Here is a 14,719-nt window from a genome sequence, read left to right as displayed (position 1 = left end):
ACTAGCGAGTGACTTTCACGTCCGACGTGACGGAATTCATGTTGAGAAGTGAATTCCGTCACCGATAACTCGCAGGCCACTATGACCCTCATCGACACCCGCACGCCCGACGCCAAACGCCTGATATCAGGCGCCACCGGCGACTGGGAGATCATCATCGGCCTTGAGGTGCACGCGCAGGTGACCTCGCAAGCAAAGCTGTTCTCCGGCGCCTCGACGGCTTTCGGCGCGCCGCCAAACGCCAATGTCAGCCTCGTCGATGCGGCGATGCCGGGCATGCTGCCGGTCATCAACGAGGAATGCGTCAAGCAGGCGATCCGCACCGGCCTCGGACTGAAGGCCGAGATCAACCACAAGTCGGTCTTCGACCGGAAAAATTATTTTTATCCCGACCTGCCGCAGGGCTACCAGATCTCGCAGTTCAAGCAGCCGATCGTCGGCGAGGGCAAGGTGATCGTCTCCGTCGGCCCGGACCGGCAGGGCGAGTTCGAGGATATCGAGGTCGGCATCGAGCGCCTGCACCTGGAGCAGGATGCCGGCAAGTCGATGCACGACCAGCATGCGACCATGTCCTATGTCGACCTCAACCGCTCCGGCGTGGCGCTGATGGAGATCGTCTCCAAGCCCGACATGCGCTCCGCCGACGAGGCCAAGGCCTATGTCACCAAGCTGCGCACCATCGTGCGCTATCTCGGCACTTGCGACGGCAATATGGACGAAGGCTCGCTGCGCGCCGACGTCAACGTCTCGGTGCGCCGGCCCGGCGGTGAATTCGGCACGCGTTGCGAGATCAAGAACGTCAACTCGATCCGCTTCATCGGCCAGGCGATCGACTACGAGGCGCGCCGCCAGATCGCTATCCTCGAGGACGGCGGCAAGATCGACCAGGAAACGCGGCTGTTCGACCCCAACAAGGGCGAGACGCGCTCGATGCGTTCCAAGGAAGAAGCGCACGACTACCGCTATTTCCCGGATCCCGATCTTCTGCCGCTGGAATTCGACCAGGCCTATGTCGATGCGCTGGCAAAGGATCTGCCTGAACTGCCCGACGCCAAGAAGGCGCGGCTGATCTCCTCGCTCGGCCTGTCGACTTACGACGCCTCGATCCTGGTGTCGGAAAAGGCGGTCGCCGACTATTTCGAGAAGTTGGCCGCTGGTCGCGACGGCAAGCTCGCCGCCAATTGGGTCATCAACGATCTGCTGGGTGCGTTGAACAGAGCCGGAAAGGGTATTGAAAATGCTCCGGTTTCGCCCGATCAGCTCGGCGCGGTCATCGACCTGATCAAGGAGGGCACCATCTCCGGCAAGATCGCCAAGGATCTGTTCGAGATCGTCTGGAACGAGGGCGGCGATCCGCGCCAACTGGTCGAAAGCCGCGGCATGAAGCAGGTCACCGACACCGGCGCCATCGAAACGGCGGTCGACGAGGTGATATCAGCCAATCCGGACAAGGTCGAGCAGGCGCGCGCCAAGCCGAGCATGGCCGGCTGGTTCGTCGGCCAGGTGATGAAGGCGACAGGCGGCAAGGCCAACCCGCAAGCGGTCAACGACCTCGTCAAGGCCAAGCTCGGGATCGAATAGGATGATGTTCGTTCGCACCGCCGGCGAGCGCGACCTTGCCGCGGTCCGCGCGCTGCTGGTCGAAACCTGGCACGCCACCTACGACGGCATCTATGGTGCTGCCAAAGTCACCGAGATCACTGGTGAATGGCATTCGATCGCCTCGCTCAAGGCGCGGCTGACACGGCCGAATTCCGAATTCCTGGTCGCAGACGACGGCAAGCGCATCGGCGGCATGGCTTTCGCGGCAGCGACCACCGATGCGAAGATCGTCATGCTGAACCAGCTCTACGTGCATCCGGCCTGCCAGAGGCAGGGGATCGGCCAGGCGTTGCTGGAAGAGGTCGAAGCCAGCTTTCCGGAGGCGCGGACGCTGCGTGTCGAAGTTGAAGAGGCAAACGCTCAGGCCGTCGCCTTCTACCGCTCGAAAGGGTTTTTGCCGGCCGGCAACACCGCCGACTGTGGCGGTGGTTCAGGGCTGCCGGCGCTGATTTTCGAGAAGACGATCGGCTAGATTTGCCTGCCCGGATATGTCGCAGTCGGTTGCGTTTTACGGGCTGCGCCGGTCGGTTGCGGCGCCCTCAATGTTGTCCCTTGAGGACGACAAGATAGCCTCGTTCGACGTGAAGGCGAAAAGCGACTTGCCCCGACGTCTCAGGGTCTTTGAAAGATTTGTCGATGACATAGCCGCCGGGATGGGAGCGTAGCCATCCCTCGGGATTGTCGGTGCTTTCGAACGGCTTCTGCAACCGGGCAAGGAAGCCGACTTCGTCCTGATAGTCGAAGTCGACAGCCCAGGCCGCGTCCTTCCGTTCGTCGATGAAATTCGCCAGCGGCGTGAGATCGTAAAGTTTGAAGGCCGTATCGGACGCGATTGCATGTCCGATGCCGAACATGGCAAGCATGCAAAAGGCGGCGGCCTTGATCCTGGCGGGCGGCACCTCGGCCATGAAATACCCGAACGCGATCGTCGCCAGAGGCAGCACCGGAACGAGGTAATGTGGCTGTTTGCCGGATATAGCGCTGAAGACCAGCACGACGGCCACGAACGACATCGTCAGCAGACGCAGTGCCGAAAGATCTCTTGACCGTGTTTGTATCAAGCCGCGTATCCGCGCCGGCAGGTGCAACCGCCAGACATGCGGCACGAAAATCCACGGGATGAACAAAAGCGGCAGCATCACGACATAGAAATAGAACGGCCGGCCGTGGGAGTTGTGCAGTTTGCCGGTGACGCGCCCTGCCGACTGGTTCCAGACGAGGTCGTAGACGAAATCGCCTTTCGTCAGGATGGTCGCAGGCATCAGCCAGATCGCCACCGGGATCAATGCGGCGAGAATTGCCAGGCCCGCCCCGGCGAAGAATTTCGGCGTCGCCAGCCCGCCCTGCCGATCACGCCAGAACGGATAGAGCAGGATGGGTGCGCCGACATGGATGAGCACCACCGGACCTTTCGTCAAAATACCCAGTCCGATGAACAGGCCCGCCAGCACGGCGTGCCAATGGTTGCCGCTCCTGGCAAAGGCAAGCAACGACAAAAGCGCCGCGAGCACGAAGACCGTCAGCAGCATGTCGAACAGGATCAGCGTCGAATAAATGACGAAGATGGTGCTTCCGGCGACGAGCCAGGGGACACGGCTTGCGATGTCGTCGCGTCCGGGAAAGAGGGTTTTTGCCAGACGCGTCGTCAGCCAGATGACGAGCGACGATGCGACGAAGATGACGAGCATCGCGGCAACCCGGCTTGCGCCGAAAATGTCCCAGGCCAGATCGATAAGCCAGAACAGCAGCGGCGGCTTTTGCAGATAGGGCGCGAAATTCATCGTCGGAACGAAGATCTGTCCGCTCGAATACATCTCCCAGGTGACGCTGAGATATCGCGTTTCATCGACAGGCAGGAGCGGCCGGAAAGCGACCGCGATGCAGATCAACGCAAGCAGGAACAGATAGGGGAGCAGCCGCTCGACATGTGCCGGTATCAAGATTGGGATCCGCGCCAGGAATCGTTCTCATTCCAGCCGAGCATCGATGCTGCGCTCCTGGAGCGCGCAGGACCGCACCATGATTTCTGGCCGAATTGTAGCCGAGCCGGCCCGGTAGCTTGGATTCTGAAGATGTCGTCTACAAAGCTCTGAAAAATATGCGGATTGCCTGAACTAGACTTACGGGAATTACGGGAAGTCCGCAAAACACGCCGCAGGTAAGAATTCGGCAGTGGCCACGCTGAGGCAAAAAAAGGCATGGTGCGACGCACAAAAATATTGCAATGCACTACAGATGCCGTAACGTCAGGCTCCTGAATGAACGAGGCGGCTTTTCTAAAAGGCCGCCCACCGCAAAGGATGGAAACTATGACCAAGACCGCCGATAAAACTGCTGAAATCACCGAGAACGCAGAAGTCCCGACCGAGGCAACCGATCAGTTCCGCGCTGTCGCCGAAAAGGGCGTCGAGCAGTCGAAAGAAGCATTATCGAAATTGGCGACCGGCGCCGAGGCGACCCAAAAGGCTCTCGAGTCATCCTTCGAAACAGCCAAGACCGCCAGCAATGAGCTGTCGCTGAAGACGATCGCCGCGCTGCGCGCGAATGCTGAGGCCAGCTTTTCTCACCTCGAAGCCCTGGTTGCCGTGAAATCGCCCTCCGAGTTCATCGAACTGCAGACTGACTTCTTGCGCAAGCAGGTGGAAAAGACCGTCGAGCAGGGCAAGGAGTTTCAGGCTGCGGCAACGAAAGCCGCCGAAGACGTATCCAAGCCGATCAAAGATGTCTACGAGAAGGCGATAAAGGATCTCAAGGTCGCCTGATTGGCCTAGGCGGAGGGAACTTCCACATTGTCGATGAGCCGGGTTTTGCCCAGCCAGGCGGCTGCGAGCAGGCGTCCGTCACGGTTTCGTCGCCATGGCGCGAGCGCCAGGCTCTCGCGCGCCGCGACATAGTCGACTTTGTCGAAGCCAGCCTTGACGAGCGCGCGGCTGGCCTCGGCGGTCGCGCTGCCTTCATCCGCGCCTGCCGCTAGTGCCGCTGCCGTCCGGCGCAATATGGCGTTGAGCTGGCGCGCCACCCCGAGCTCGGCTTCGCTCAGATAGGCATTGCGTGACGACATGGCGAGGCCATGTGCGTCGCGTACCGTTGGTGCGCCGATGATTTCCACCGGCAGATCGAGGTCGCGGCAGAGCTGCCTGACGACGCAAAGCTGCTGGTAGTCCTTTTCACCGAAGACCGCATAATCGGGCAACGTCTGCAGGAAGAGCTTTGCCACGACCGTCGCGACGCCGTCGAAGAAGGTCGGCCGGAAATCGGATTCCAGCCCGGCGGCTGGCCCGTCGACGGAGATCCTGGTGGCGAAGCCGGCCGGGTACATCTCCGCGACATCAGGGATAAAGGCGAGGTGCGCGCCGGCCCCGGCCAGCCGGTCGAGGTCGCGGGCGAGCTGGCGCGGATATTTGTCGAGGTCTTCGCTCGGCGCGAACTGCGTCGGGTTGACGAAGATCGAAACAACGCAGCGTTCGGCCTTTTCCAGCGCGATCCTGACCAGCGAGATATGGCCGTCATGCAGCGCACCCATGGTCGGCACCATGGCAACGCTGAGACCATCGCAACGCCAGTCGCGGATTTGCGCGCGAAGAGCGGCGACGCTGTCGATGACGAGAGGCCGGCTCATGCTTTGTCCCGGCTCATGCTTTGTCCCCACTCATTCTTTGTCCCCACTCATTCTTTGTCTTTGTCGGCTGCGGCCGAAAAGACATGTCCCGGGCCGGGGAACGTCCGGCTTCGCACCTCCGCTGCATAGCTGGCTGCCGCCTGCGATATCACGCTGCGCAGGTCGGCATATTGCTTGACGAATTTCGGCACCCGGTCGACGGTCAGGCCGACCATGTCGTCGATGACCAGGATCTGGCCGTCGCATTCGCCGCTGGCGCCGATGCCGATGGTTGGAATGGAAATGTGCCGGGTGAGGTCGGCGGCGACGGTCTCGACGGTGCCTTCGATGACCACCGAAAACGCGCCGGCCTTCTCGACCGCGTCGGCGTCGCGATAAAGGGCCGCCACATTCTCCTCGGTACGGCCCTTGATCCTGTAGCCGCCGTCGCTTTCCACCGATTGCGGCTGCAAGCCGATATGTCCCATGACCGGAATGCCGGCAGCGACGATCGCCGCGATCTGCCCGGCAACGGTAACGCCGCCCTCCAGCTTGACGGCCTGGCAACCGGTTTCGCCGACGATCCGCCGCGCCGAGGCGACGGCCTGCGCCGGCGTTGCCTCATAGCTTCCGGCCGGCATGTCGACCACCACGCAGGCCTTGGCTGACCCTCGCATCACCGCTTGTCCGTGGGCGATCATCATCTCCAGCGAGGCGCCCAGCGTGGTCTTGTGGCCATGGAGAACCATGGCGACGCTGTCGCCGACCAGAAGCAGGTCGACATGGCCGTCGAGCAGGCGAGCGACGGGGTAGGTATAGGCGGTGAGGCAGACGACCGGCACGCCGCCCTTGCGCAGACGAATGGCGCCGGCACTGATCCGCAGTTCAGGGTCGGATGCATCCGGGGCCATCTTTACCTCCCTCAACCGTCAATCAGGCTGGGTACCTGCATGGGACGCGCAGAGCTTTAGAAAGACCAGGCAGGCTTGGCAAGGCATGCTTCGACACACGCGAAAAGCCTGCCTGGTTTTGCATCGGTTTTCGACGGCCATGTCCGCGGCTTTTGCGGCAAAACCCTTGCGTTGGCGATGGCCTGACGCCATAAGCAGGAAACAGGCGCCGCCGCGAGGATTTGGATGAAGACTTTCCTTCTGCAGTTTTTCACCTGGTGGAACAGCCAGACGCTGGGCACGCGCTTCCACACCTGGCGGCATGGCAAGAAAGTCGGGCAGGACGAGGCTGGCAACGTCTACTACGAAGGTGGTGTCGATTCGGAAGGCCGCACCCGCCGCTGGGTCATCTATCGCGACTATTCGGAAGCCTCGACGATTCCGCCCGGCTGGCATGGCTGGATGCATCACCGCGTCGATACCGCGCCGCCGAGCGAAAACTACAAGCCACGCGACTGGCAGAAGCCGCATCAGCCGAACCTTACCGGAAGTGCCGCCGCCTATCGCCCCAAGGGCTCCGTGCTCACCAATCAGCACCGCCCGCAGGTGACGGGCGATTACGATGCCTGGACGCCGGGGTCGTAACCGATCGTCGACGCGGATCGGTCCTTTATCGCCACAATTGGCGTTTAGCTGCTTGCCGATCTGACAGCAGCGACTAGCCTTGGGCGCGACAGAATCACCCCGGGCGCAAACCACCGGACTCTTGCATGAGCATTTTCAGCCGAATCTCGATGGGCGGACTGACGGCGGCCGCTGCTTTGGTCGCTTGCGCCATGGCCGCTGCACAGACGCTGGAGGCGCCAATCGAACCGGAGGCCTGGGAAGAAGCGCCAGCGACGCCGGAGGCGCCAGCGACACCGGAGGCGCCAATGGAACCGGAGGCGTTAACGGCGCCGGCGGCACCGGCGGCGCCGGAACGCATCACCAATCCCGTCGCCGAATTCGCCGGCATCGACAAGATCACCGGCCGCATCATCACCTTCGATGTCTATATCGACGAGACGGTGCAGTTCGGTGCTTTGCAGGTGACGCCGCGCATCTGCTATTCGCGGCCGCAAACCGAAGAGCCGAAGACCGATTCCTTCGTCGAGGTCGACGAGATCACGCTGGATCGCAAGATCCGCCGCATCTTCACCGGCTGGATGTTTGCCGAAAGCCCCGGCCTCAACGCCGTCGAGCACGCGGTCTACGATGTCTGGCTGAAGGGCTGCAAGCAGAAGTCGGAGGTGCCGGCACCCGACGCTGCTAAATCCAATTAGAGCGCCAGGCGCGAGGGATCCCCTGTTCGGGATCACATACTGAGCTTCCGGAACCGCCTTATTCTCCGTGCGTTGGTCATGGCTGGCGGTACGGAGATGTTCCCATGATGGCCAACAAGGACGAACTCCTCGACCTCGAAAGAGGGTTCTGGACCGGCGACGCTGCCTATTTCAAAGCCAATGCCGACACCGAATGCCTGGTGGCTTTCCCGCAGATGGCGCAAACGATGAGCAACGCCGATCTGGCCGAAACCGCGACGGATCCGAACCGCTGGCGCGATCTCGATATCGATCTCAAGGGCATCATCGAGCCGGGCAGCGACATCGTCGTGCTGACCTATGAGGCCCATGCCACTCGCGAGAATGGCGAGCCTTATGCGGCGCTGGTCAGCACCGGCTATGTCCATCGCGTCAATGGCTGGAAGATGATGTTCCACGCGCAGACGCCTCTTGAGCCTGCCGCAAAAAACTGACCTGGCGCAGATCACGGGAAAAAGACCGCTTCGCCCTTCAGCGCGTCAGCCAGCATCTTTTCGTATTTGCCCCTTGGCACGTCAACCGCGCCGAAACGTTTGAGGTGCTCGGTGGTGAACTGCGTGTCGAGCAGCGCAAAGCGCCGTTCCTTCAGGCGCTCGACCAGATGCACCAGGCAGACCTTCGACGCGTCCGTTTCCCTGGCGAACATGCTTTCGCCGAAGAACACCCGGCCGAGCGACACGCCGTAGAGGCCGCCAACCAGCCGACCCTCACGCCAGGCTTCGACCGAATGGCAATGGCTCATCCGATGGAGTTCGACATAGGCCTCGCGGATCGGCGCATTGATCCAGGTCGACCGGCGATCCTCGCGCCTCTCAGCGCAGCCATCGATCGTCGCCTCGAAGTCGAAATCGAAACGGATGTCGAACAGGTTTTTTCGGATCGCCTTCCTCAGGCTTTTGGGCGTGTGAAAACCATCGAGAGGGATGATGCCGCGCGTCTCCGGCCGTACCCAGAACACTTCGGGATCTGTGGCGCTTTCGGCCATCGGAAAGACGCCCGAGGCGTAGGCCTTGAGCAACAGGTCGGTCGGGATGCGATAGCCTGGCGCGTAGGGACGGGTCATCGCGACATTATATTCTATAAGTTCACGACCTAATCCTCTTTGGCCAGATATTTTTCCAGCCAGTGGATGTCATACTCGCCATTGGCGATATCGGCATTGCCGACGAGATCGCGAAACAGCGGCAGCGTCGTCTTGATGCCGTCGACGACGAATTCGTCGAGCGCCCGCCGCAGCCGCATCATGCATTCGACGCGGTTGCGGCCGTGCACGATCAGCTTGCCGATCAGGCTGTCGTAGTAGGGCGGGATCTTGTAGCCGGAATAGACGCCGGAATCGACACGGATGCCGAGGCCGCCCGGCGTGTGGAAGTGGGTGATCGTGCCGGGCGAGGGCGTGAAGGTGCGCGGATCCTCGGCATTGATGCGGCATTCGATGGCATGGCCCTGGAAGCGGATCTCTTCCTGGCGCACCGAAAGCCCGCCGCCCGAGGCGACGCGGATCTGCTCATGCACGAGGTCGATGCCGGTGATCGCCTCCGTCACCGGATGCTCGACCTGCAGGCGCGTGTTCATCTCGATGAAATAGAACTCGCCGTTCTCATAGAGGAATTCGATGGTGCCGGCGCCGGAGTAGCCGAGATCGGCGATCGCCCTGGCACAGACGCCGCCGATATGCGCGCGCTCCTCGGCATTGAGCGCCGGCGAGGGCGCCTCTTCCCAGACCTTCTGGTGGCGGCGCTGCAGCGAGCAGTCGCGTTCGCCGAAATGCACGCCGCGGCCGGCACCGTCACCGAACACCTGCACCTCGATGTGGCGCGGCTTTTCGAGATACTTCTCGATGTAGACGGCGTCGTCGCCGAAGGCGGCACCGGCTTCCGAGCGCGCCGTCTGCAGCGCGACGACAAGATCGGCTTCGCTGCGCGCCACTTTCATGCCGCGTCCGCCGCCGCCGGCCGACGCCTTGATGATTACAGGATAGCCGATCTCGGCGGCGATGCGCCTGGCTTCCTTTTCCTCGGTGACCGCGCCGTCGGACCCTGGCACCACCGGAATGCCAAGACGCTTTGCGGTGCGCTTGGCCTCGATCTTGTCGCCCATGATGCGGATGTGATCGCCGGACGGGCCGATGAAGGTGATGTTGTGTGCGGCGAGGATATCGGCGAATTTGGCATTCTCCGACAGGAATCCGTAGCCCGGATGCACCGCGTCGGCGCCGGTGATCTCGCAGGCCGCGACGATCTGGTGGATGTTGAGATAGCTGTCGCGCGACGGCGGCGGGCCGATGCAGACGCTCTCGTCGGCGAGCCGCACATGCATGGCGTCGGCGTCGGCGGTCGAATGCACCACCACCGTCTGGATGCCGAGCTCCTTGCAGGCGCGCAGCACTCTCAGAGCGATTTCGCCGCGATTGGCGATGAGGATTTTCTGGAACATTTTTCGGCTGTTCCCGGCTCTACTCGATCACGACGAGCGGCATGCCATATTCGACCGGCTGCGCATCCTCGAACAGGATCGCCGTCACCGTGCCGGCACGGGGCGAGGGGATCTGGTTCATCGTCTTCATCGCCTCGATGATCAGCAGCGTCTGGCCTTCCTTGACCTGCTGGCCGACTTCGATGAACGCCTTGGCGTCGGGCGACGGCGCCAGGTAGGCGGTGCCGACCATGGGCGAGGCCACCGCATTCTTGGACACGTCGGCCGCTGCCGGGGCGGCTGCGGCCGACGGCTGCGCTGCCGGCGGCGCATAGGCGGGCTGCGGTACGGCGACCGCATGGACGGCCGGCGCCTGTCGCGACACGCGCACCTTCAAGTCGCCCAGCTCGACCTCGATCTCGGTGAGGTTGGTGTCGTTCAGTATGCCCGCCAGATCGCGGATAAGCTGCTGGTCAACACCATTCTTCTTTATCGACATTTTCGAGCCTTCTGTTTGTTGGCCGGTCATAGACGTGCGGCCAGCGCCTGCAGCGCCAGTGTGTAGCCGAGCGACCCGAACCCGCAGATCACGCCGACGGCGACCGGCGAGACCATGGAGACGTGGCGGAATGATTCCCGCGCGTGGATGTTGGAAAGATGAACTTCGGCGACGGGCAATGGCGCGACTGAGCGGATGGCGTCGTGAATGGCGATCGAGGTGTGGCTGTAGGCGCCCGGATTGATGACGATGCCGACAGCCTTGTCGGCGGCTTCCTGTATCCAGTCGACGAGGTCGCCCTCATGGTTCGACTGACGGAAATCGATCTCGAGCCCAAGCGCCGCACCTGCCTGCTTGCAATCGTCGGCGATCGCGGCAAGCGTCTTGCCGCCATAGATGCCCGGCTCGCGCTTGCCGAGCGCGTTGAGGTTGGGACCGTTCAGGACGAAAACAGTTTTCAAAATGCCGACCTTTTTCCCAGTGTGGTTTTGAATCCGAAATTCGCAATACCTTGGAGCAGCGCTTTGAACGAATTTCGGATTCAAAGCCACACTGGCAATTTATACATTTCTGATGTGGTGGATTTGAAGTTCCTGAACGCTGATGCCACCAAAGTAGCAGGAACTTCAAATCCACCACATCAGCGCCGGCATCAGTCGGCGCGCCGGACCTCTATAATGGGCTTAGACGCCTGCGAAAAGAGCGCAAGTGGGTTCTTTCGCTGTCCACAACAGGCGGAAAATGGCTTGCGCCGAAACCGATCAGAGTGCGGCCTTGGCCGCCTCGATCTTCTCCGCCAGCACTTCCTGGCCAAGCGCCCCGAACACCACCTCGTTGCCGACCACATAGGAGGGCGTTCCGGTTATGGCCAGCTTGTTGGCAATGTCATAGGTCTTGGAGAGGGCCTCGGCGATCGACGGATCCTTCATCTTCTCGCGCAGCGTCGCTTCGTCGGCGCCGAGCGAAAGCGCTACCTTGATGGCCGCCGCTTCGGTGGCGCGTCCCTGGGCGCCGAGCAGCGCGTTGTGGAACTCGCCGTATTTCTCCGGCATCATCAGGTGGAAGGCCATCGAGACGACGCTCGCCTTCTGCGAATCCGGGCCGAGGATCGGGAACTCCTTGAGCACGAAGCGCAGGTCCGGATCGGCTGTCGTCAGCGTCTGCATGTCCTCCATGGCGCGTTTGCAGTAGCCGCAATTGTAATCGTAGAACTCGACGATGGTGACCTTGCCGTTCGGATTGCCGACGACGCCGTCGAAGGCCGAGTTGAAGATCTGGTCCTTGGCATTTTTGATGATGGCGAGACTGGCGACGCGCTGCGCCTCCTTCTGCTTGGCCTCGAGCGCTTCCTGAGCCTCCAGCAGCACTTCGGGGTTCTTCAGGAGATAGTCGCGGATGATGCCTTCGACTTCGGCCCGGTCGATCTTGGTGTCGGCGGGCGCCGCCTGGGCGATCTGCACGGCATCGGCCTTTGCCGTCTGCGGACTTCCGGTCACGAACCCGAAACCCAGCATGGCGAGAGCGACCGCCACGCCCGTGGTGCCCAGCAGAATTGCCTTGTTCATCGTCCCTAATCCTCTTGCCTGGTTTCCGGCCCGATTGGTCTGACCTCGATTGGTCCGACTACATGTCGCCGCGCACGGCCGGAAGGTTCACTTTTTCTTGCCTGATGGTGCGTAGTTTATGATGTCCTGCGCGCGGATCCAGCCCGGCTCGCCGCGCTTCATTTTCATCTGCGCGCGCATTGCGAAGATCTTGGCATCCTTGTAGGCGCCGGAATAGAAATGGCCTTCGGCGGTTGCAAGATCGGCGGCCGGAATGTTGCCGAGCTCGCCATAGGCCTGCGCCAGATGGCGGTAACCGACGGCATTTTCCCGGTCGCGCCCGAGGCCCTTGTTGATCTGCACCACCGCTTTCTCCAGGGAATCGGGCGTGCCGATGGCCATCAGCGCCTGGCCGTAGGAGACCGACAGCAACCCGGATCGCGCCGGATCGAGGCTGACCGCCTTGGCATAGGCTTCGGCGGCTGGCTTGGGTCTGTTCGCCTTCATCAGGATGTCGCCGCGCAATTCCTGGAAATAGGGGTTTTTCGGCTGTGCCTTGATCAGCGCGTTGGTCTTGGCGAGCGCCCCGGCCAGATCGCCGAAAAGGTAGCTCGTCTGCGCGTCGCCATATTGCGAGGCAAGGCTGGCCGGGTTCTTGCGCATCAGCCGCGATGCGGCGGCCTTGCCTCCCATATAGGCGGCGATCTTGATGCGCATCATGTCGTGCCGCTGCTGCAGTGCCGGCGTATCGACCTTGTCGACATAGGGGCTCTGCTTGACCAGGACTTCGAGATTGGCGATGCGTTCCCGCGGCAGAGGATGGCTGATCCGGTAGGGATCGACCTGCGCCCCTGACAGCGAGAGCGCGCTCTGAAAGCGGCCGAAGGTCTTCAGCATGCCCAGGCCGGACTGACCGGTGGCATTGAGATAGGTAATCGCCGAGCGGTCGGCGGTCATCTCTTCGGTGCGCTGATAAGCGAGGATACTGCGCTGCGCCATCTCACCGCCGCCAGCCGCGACCCCCATGCCGGCGCCGGCGAGGCCCCGGCTTTTGGTGGTGGCGCCGGCGACGATGGCGCCGGCGCCAAGCAGCGTCGCGATGATGGCCATCGTCTTGGCGCGTTCGAGCTGGTTGCGCAATTTTTGCTGGTGCCCACCGGCAATGTGGCCGGCTTCGTGTGCGATGACGCCGATGATCTCGTTGGGCGTCTCCGCCGACATCAGGGCGCCGGTGTTGATGAACAGACGGGACCCGGCAACGAAGGCGTTGAAACTCTGGTCGTTGACCAGCACGATGTCGACGCCGTCTTCCGGCAGGCCCGCGGCCCGGAAGATCGGCCGCGCATAATCGCGTACCAGCGCCTCGATCTCGGCATCGCGCACCACCGGCACGTTTTGCGCTAAGGCGCTGATGGTGCCGGTCACAGCGACCGTCGCGGCAAGCGAAAGCGTCGCGAAGGCGCGCGCTGCCCTGGCTATCGTCGATTTGGGTCGGTTAAACATGGCAGGTCCACTGGTAGACGAGCGGGCGAAGGATGAAAAGTCGGCACTGAAACTTTACCGAACTTGTGATCCTCACATCAATCGGGCATTTGTGCGGCGCGGGACGCCAAAGCTCGGCGCCGGGCCGACCCAAGGGGCCGACAAAGGAATGAGGTCAAATGGTTGTATCGCTTTCGCGTCGCGGCGAAGTCGAGCCGTTCCACGCCATGGACATTCTGGCGGAAGCGAATCGGCTGAAGGCAAAGGGCGTGCCGGTTGTTTCCATGGCCGTTGGCCAGCCGTCCGACCCGGCGCCGGCCGGGGTCAGGCAAGCGGCGACGAACGCATTGAAGATGGGGCGTATCGGCTACACCGACGCATTGGGTCTTTCCGGCCTGCGCGAGGCGATCGCGCAGCACTATGCCGACCACTACGGGCTTGCCGTTTCACCCGGCCGGATCGCCGTCACCACCGGATCGTCAGCCGCCTTCAACCTGGCCTTTCTGGCGATGTTCGATCCAGGCGATCGTGTCGCCATCGCCGCACCCGGCTATCCGGCCTATCGCAACATCATGGCAGCGCTCGGCATCGGGATCGTCGAGATCGAGCTCCACGGTGATGCCTATCTCCACGCCGAACACCTCAAGGCCGCGCATCGCGAAAAGAAGCTGAAGGGCGTGTTGTTTGCCAGCCCGGCCAATCCGACCGGGGCAATTATCCCCGCCGACGAGCTGTCGGCGCTGGTGACGACGGCGGAAGAGCTCGGCATCGCCGTGATCTCCGACGAGATCTATCACCGGCTGGCTTACGCTGCGCCGGACACGACGGCGCTTGCCTACGGCCAGGACGTGACGGTGATCAATTCCTTCTCGAAATATTACTGCATGACCGGTTGGCGTATCGGCTGGATGGTGCTGCCGGAAGCATTGGTGCGGCCGGTCGAGCGCATCGCCCAGAGTCTCTACATCTCTCCGCCGGAACTGTCCCAGATCGCCGCGATCGAGGCGTTCAAGGCGACCGGGGAATTGGAGGCGGTGAAGGCGCGCTACGCCTGGAATCGCGAGCTTTTGATGACACGCCTGCCCGAACTCGGCTTTGCGCTGGCGGCACCGATGGACGGGGCGTTCTACGCCTTCTGCGATGTCACCAGGCACACCAACGACAGTATGGCCTTCGCGCGCAAGATGCTGGCCGAGGCGCATGTGGCGGCGACGCCCGGCCGCGATTTCGATCCGCTTCAAGGCCATCGAACCATGCGCTTTTCCTACGCCGGCAGCCACGATGAGATGGTCGAGGCGATGATGCGCCTCGAACGCTGGCTGAAGTAG

At 62.3% G+C, this 14,719-nt stretch carries 16 protein-coding genes; 7 read left to right on the top strand and 9 right to left on the bottom strand.

Annotated elements, in window-relative coordinates; genetic code table 11:
* Positions 1-81 precede the first annotated feature (81 nt).
* Together gatB and IHQ72_RS23180 are read left to right on the top strand one after the other, a co-directional pair.
* Positions 82-1,581 (top strand): Asp-tRNA(Asn)/Glu-tRNA(Gln) amidotransferase subunit GatB, encoded by a 1,500-nt coding sequence (gene gatB, locus IHQ72_RS23185; protein WP_258117473.1) that lies wholly within the window; start codon positions 82-84, stop codon positions 1,579-1,581.
* 4 nt (positions 1,582-1,585) lie between these two features.
* Complete coding sequence (locus IHQ72_RS23180) at positions 1,586-2,074, top strand: GNAT family N-acetyltransferase (protein WP_258123910.1); 489 nt, start codon at positions 1,586-1,588, stop codon at positions 2,072-2,074.
* 67 nt (positions 2,075-2,141) lie between these two features.
* Here the strand turns inward: IHQ72_RS23180 and IHQ72_RS23175 are convergent, their stop codons facing one another.
* Positions 2,142-3,542 carry a glycosyltransferase family 39 protein gene (locus tag IHQ72_RS23175; protein ID WP_258117472.1) on the bottom strand — a complete coding sequence of 467 codons (1,401 nt, stop codon included), beginning with the start codon at positions 3,540-3,542 and terminating at the stop codon, positions 2,142-2,144.
* Between the two features lie 369 nt (positions 3,543-3,911).
* Between IHQ72_RS23175 and IHQ72_RS23170 the strand changes: the two genes are divergently transcribed.
* Positions 3,912-4,364: a phasin gene (locus IHQ72_RS23170; RefSeq protein ID WP_258117471.1), complete on the top strand. Its 453-nt coding sequence runs from the start codon at positions 3,912-3,914 to the stop codon at positions 4,362-4,364.
* 5 nt (positions 4,365-4,369) lie between these two features.
* Here IHQ72_RS23170 and panC read toward each other — a convergent pair whose 3' ends face one another.
* Complete coding sequence (panC, locus tag IHQ72_RS23165) at positions 4,370-5,221, bottom strand: pantoate--beta-alanine ligase (RefSeq protein WP_258117470.1); 852 nt, start codon at positions 5,219-5,221, stop codon at positions 4,370-4,372.
* 47 nt (positions 5,222-5,268) lie between these two features.
* Entirely contained in the window at positions 5,269-6,111 is an 843-nt protein-coding gene (panB, locus tag IHQ72_RS23160; RefSeq protein ID WP_258117468.1) for a 3-methyl-2-oxobutanoate hydroxymethyltransferase, read from the bottom strand.
* Positions 6,112-6,336: 225 nt separating this feature from the next.
* Here panB and IHQ72_RS23155 point away from each other — a divergent pair, with 225 nt between their 5' ends.
* From IHQ72_RS23155 to IHQ72_RS23145, 3 genes are all read left to right on the top strand, one after another.
* The gene (locus tag IHQ72_RS23155) at positions 6,337-6,735 is read left to right on the top strand and encodes an NADH:ubiquinone oxidoreductase subunit NDUFA12 (RefSeq protein WP_258117467.1); all 399 of its coding nucleotides are present in this window, start codon (positions 6,337-6,339) and stop codon (positions 6,733-6,735) included.
* 125 nt (positions 6,736-6,860) lie between these two features.
* Entirely contained in the window at positions 6,861-7,412 is a 552-nt protein-coding gene (locus IHQ72_RS23150) for a DUF2155 domain-containing protein (RefSeq protein ID WP_258117466.1), read from the top strand.
* A gap of 104 nt (positions 7,413-7,516) precedes the next feature.
* Positions 7,517-7,885 carry a hypothetical protein gene (locus tag IHQ72_RS23145; protein ID WP_127319587.1) on the top strand — a complete coding sequence of 123 codons (369 nt, stop codon included), beginning with the start codon at positions 7,517-7,519 and terminating at the stop codon, positions 7,883-7,885.
* A gap of 11 nt (positions 7,886-7,896) precedes the next feature.
* Here the strand turns inward: IHQ72_RS23145 and aat are convergent, their stop codons facing one another.
* From aat to IHQ72_RS23115, 6 genes are all read right to left on the bottom strand, one after another.
* A complete protein-coding gene (aat, locus tag IHQ72_RS23140; protein WP_258117462.1) occupies positions 7,897-8,514 on the bottom strand; it encodes a leucyl/phenylalanyl-tRNA--protein transferase in 618 nt (205 codons plus the stop codon).
* Between the two features lie 29 nt (positions 8,515-8,543).
* Positions 8,544-9,887, bottom strand: a complete 1,344-nt coding sequence (accC, locus tag IHQ72_RS23135; protein WP_258117461.1) for an acetyl-CoA carboxylase biotin carboxylase subunit — start codon at positions 9,885-9,887, stop codon at positions 8,544-8,546.
* Positions 9,888-9,906: 19 nt separating this feature from the next.
* Positions 9,907-10,365, bottom strand: a complete 459-nt coding sequence (gene accB, locus IHQ72_RS23130) for an acetyl-CoA carboxylase biotin carboxyl carrier protein (protein WP_258117459.1) — start codon at positions 10,363-10,365, stop codon at positions 9,907-9,909.
* 26 nt (positions 10,366-10,391) lie between these two features.
* Positions 10,392-10,826 carry a type II 3-dehydroquinate dehydratase gene (gene aroQ, locus IHQ72_RS23125; protein WP_258117458.1) on the bottom strand — a complete coding sequence of 145 codons (435 nt, stop codon included), beginning with the start codon at positions 10,824-10,826 and terminating at the stop codon, positions 10,392-10,394.
* Positions 10,827-11,126: 300 nt separating this feature from the next.
* Positions 11,127-11,930: a DsbA family protein gene (locus IHQ72_RS23120; RefSeq protein WP_258117457.1), complete on the bottom strand. Its 804-nt coding sequence runs from the start codon at positions 11,928-11,930 to the stop codon at positions 11,127-11,129.
* Positions 11,931-12,017: 87 nt separating this feature from the next.
* Positions 12,018-13,412 (bottom strand): M48 family metalloprotease, encoded by a 1,395-nt coding sequence (locus IHQ72_RS23115; protein ID WP_258117456.1) that lies wholly within the window; start codon positions 13,410-13,412, stop codon positions 12,018-12,020.
* Between the two features lie 158 nt (positions 13,413-13,570).
* Between IHQ72_RS23115 and IHQ72_RS23110 the strand changes: the two genes are divergently transcribed.
* Positions 13,571-14,719 carry a pyridoxal phosphate-dependent aminotransferase gene (locus IHQ72_RS23110; RefSeq protein ID WP_258117455.1) on the top strand — a complete coding sequence of 383 codons (1,149 nt, stop codon included), beginning with the start codon at positions 13,571-13,573 and terminating at the stop codon, positions 14,717-14,719.

The sequence above is a fragment of the Mesorhizobium onobrychidis genome, from assembly GCF_024707545.1.
Classification (GTDB): domain Bacteria; phylum Pseudomonadota; class Alphaproteobacteria; order Rhizobiales; family Rhizobiaceae; genus Mesorhizobium; species Mesorhizobium onobrychidis.
Note: the sequence above shows the minus strand (reverse complement) of the source record. Positions and strands in the feature narration are given on the sequence as shown.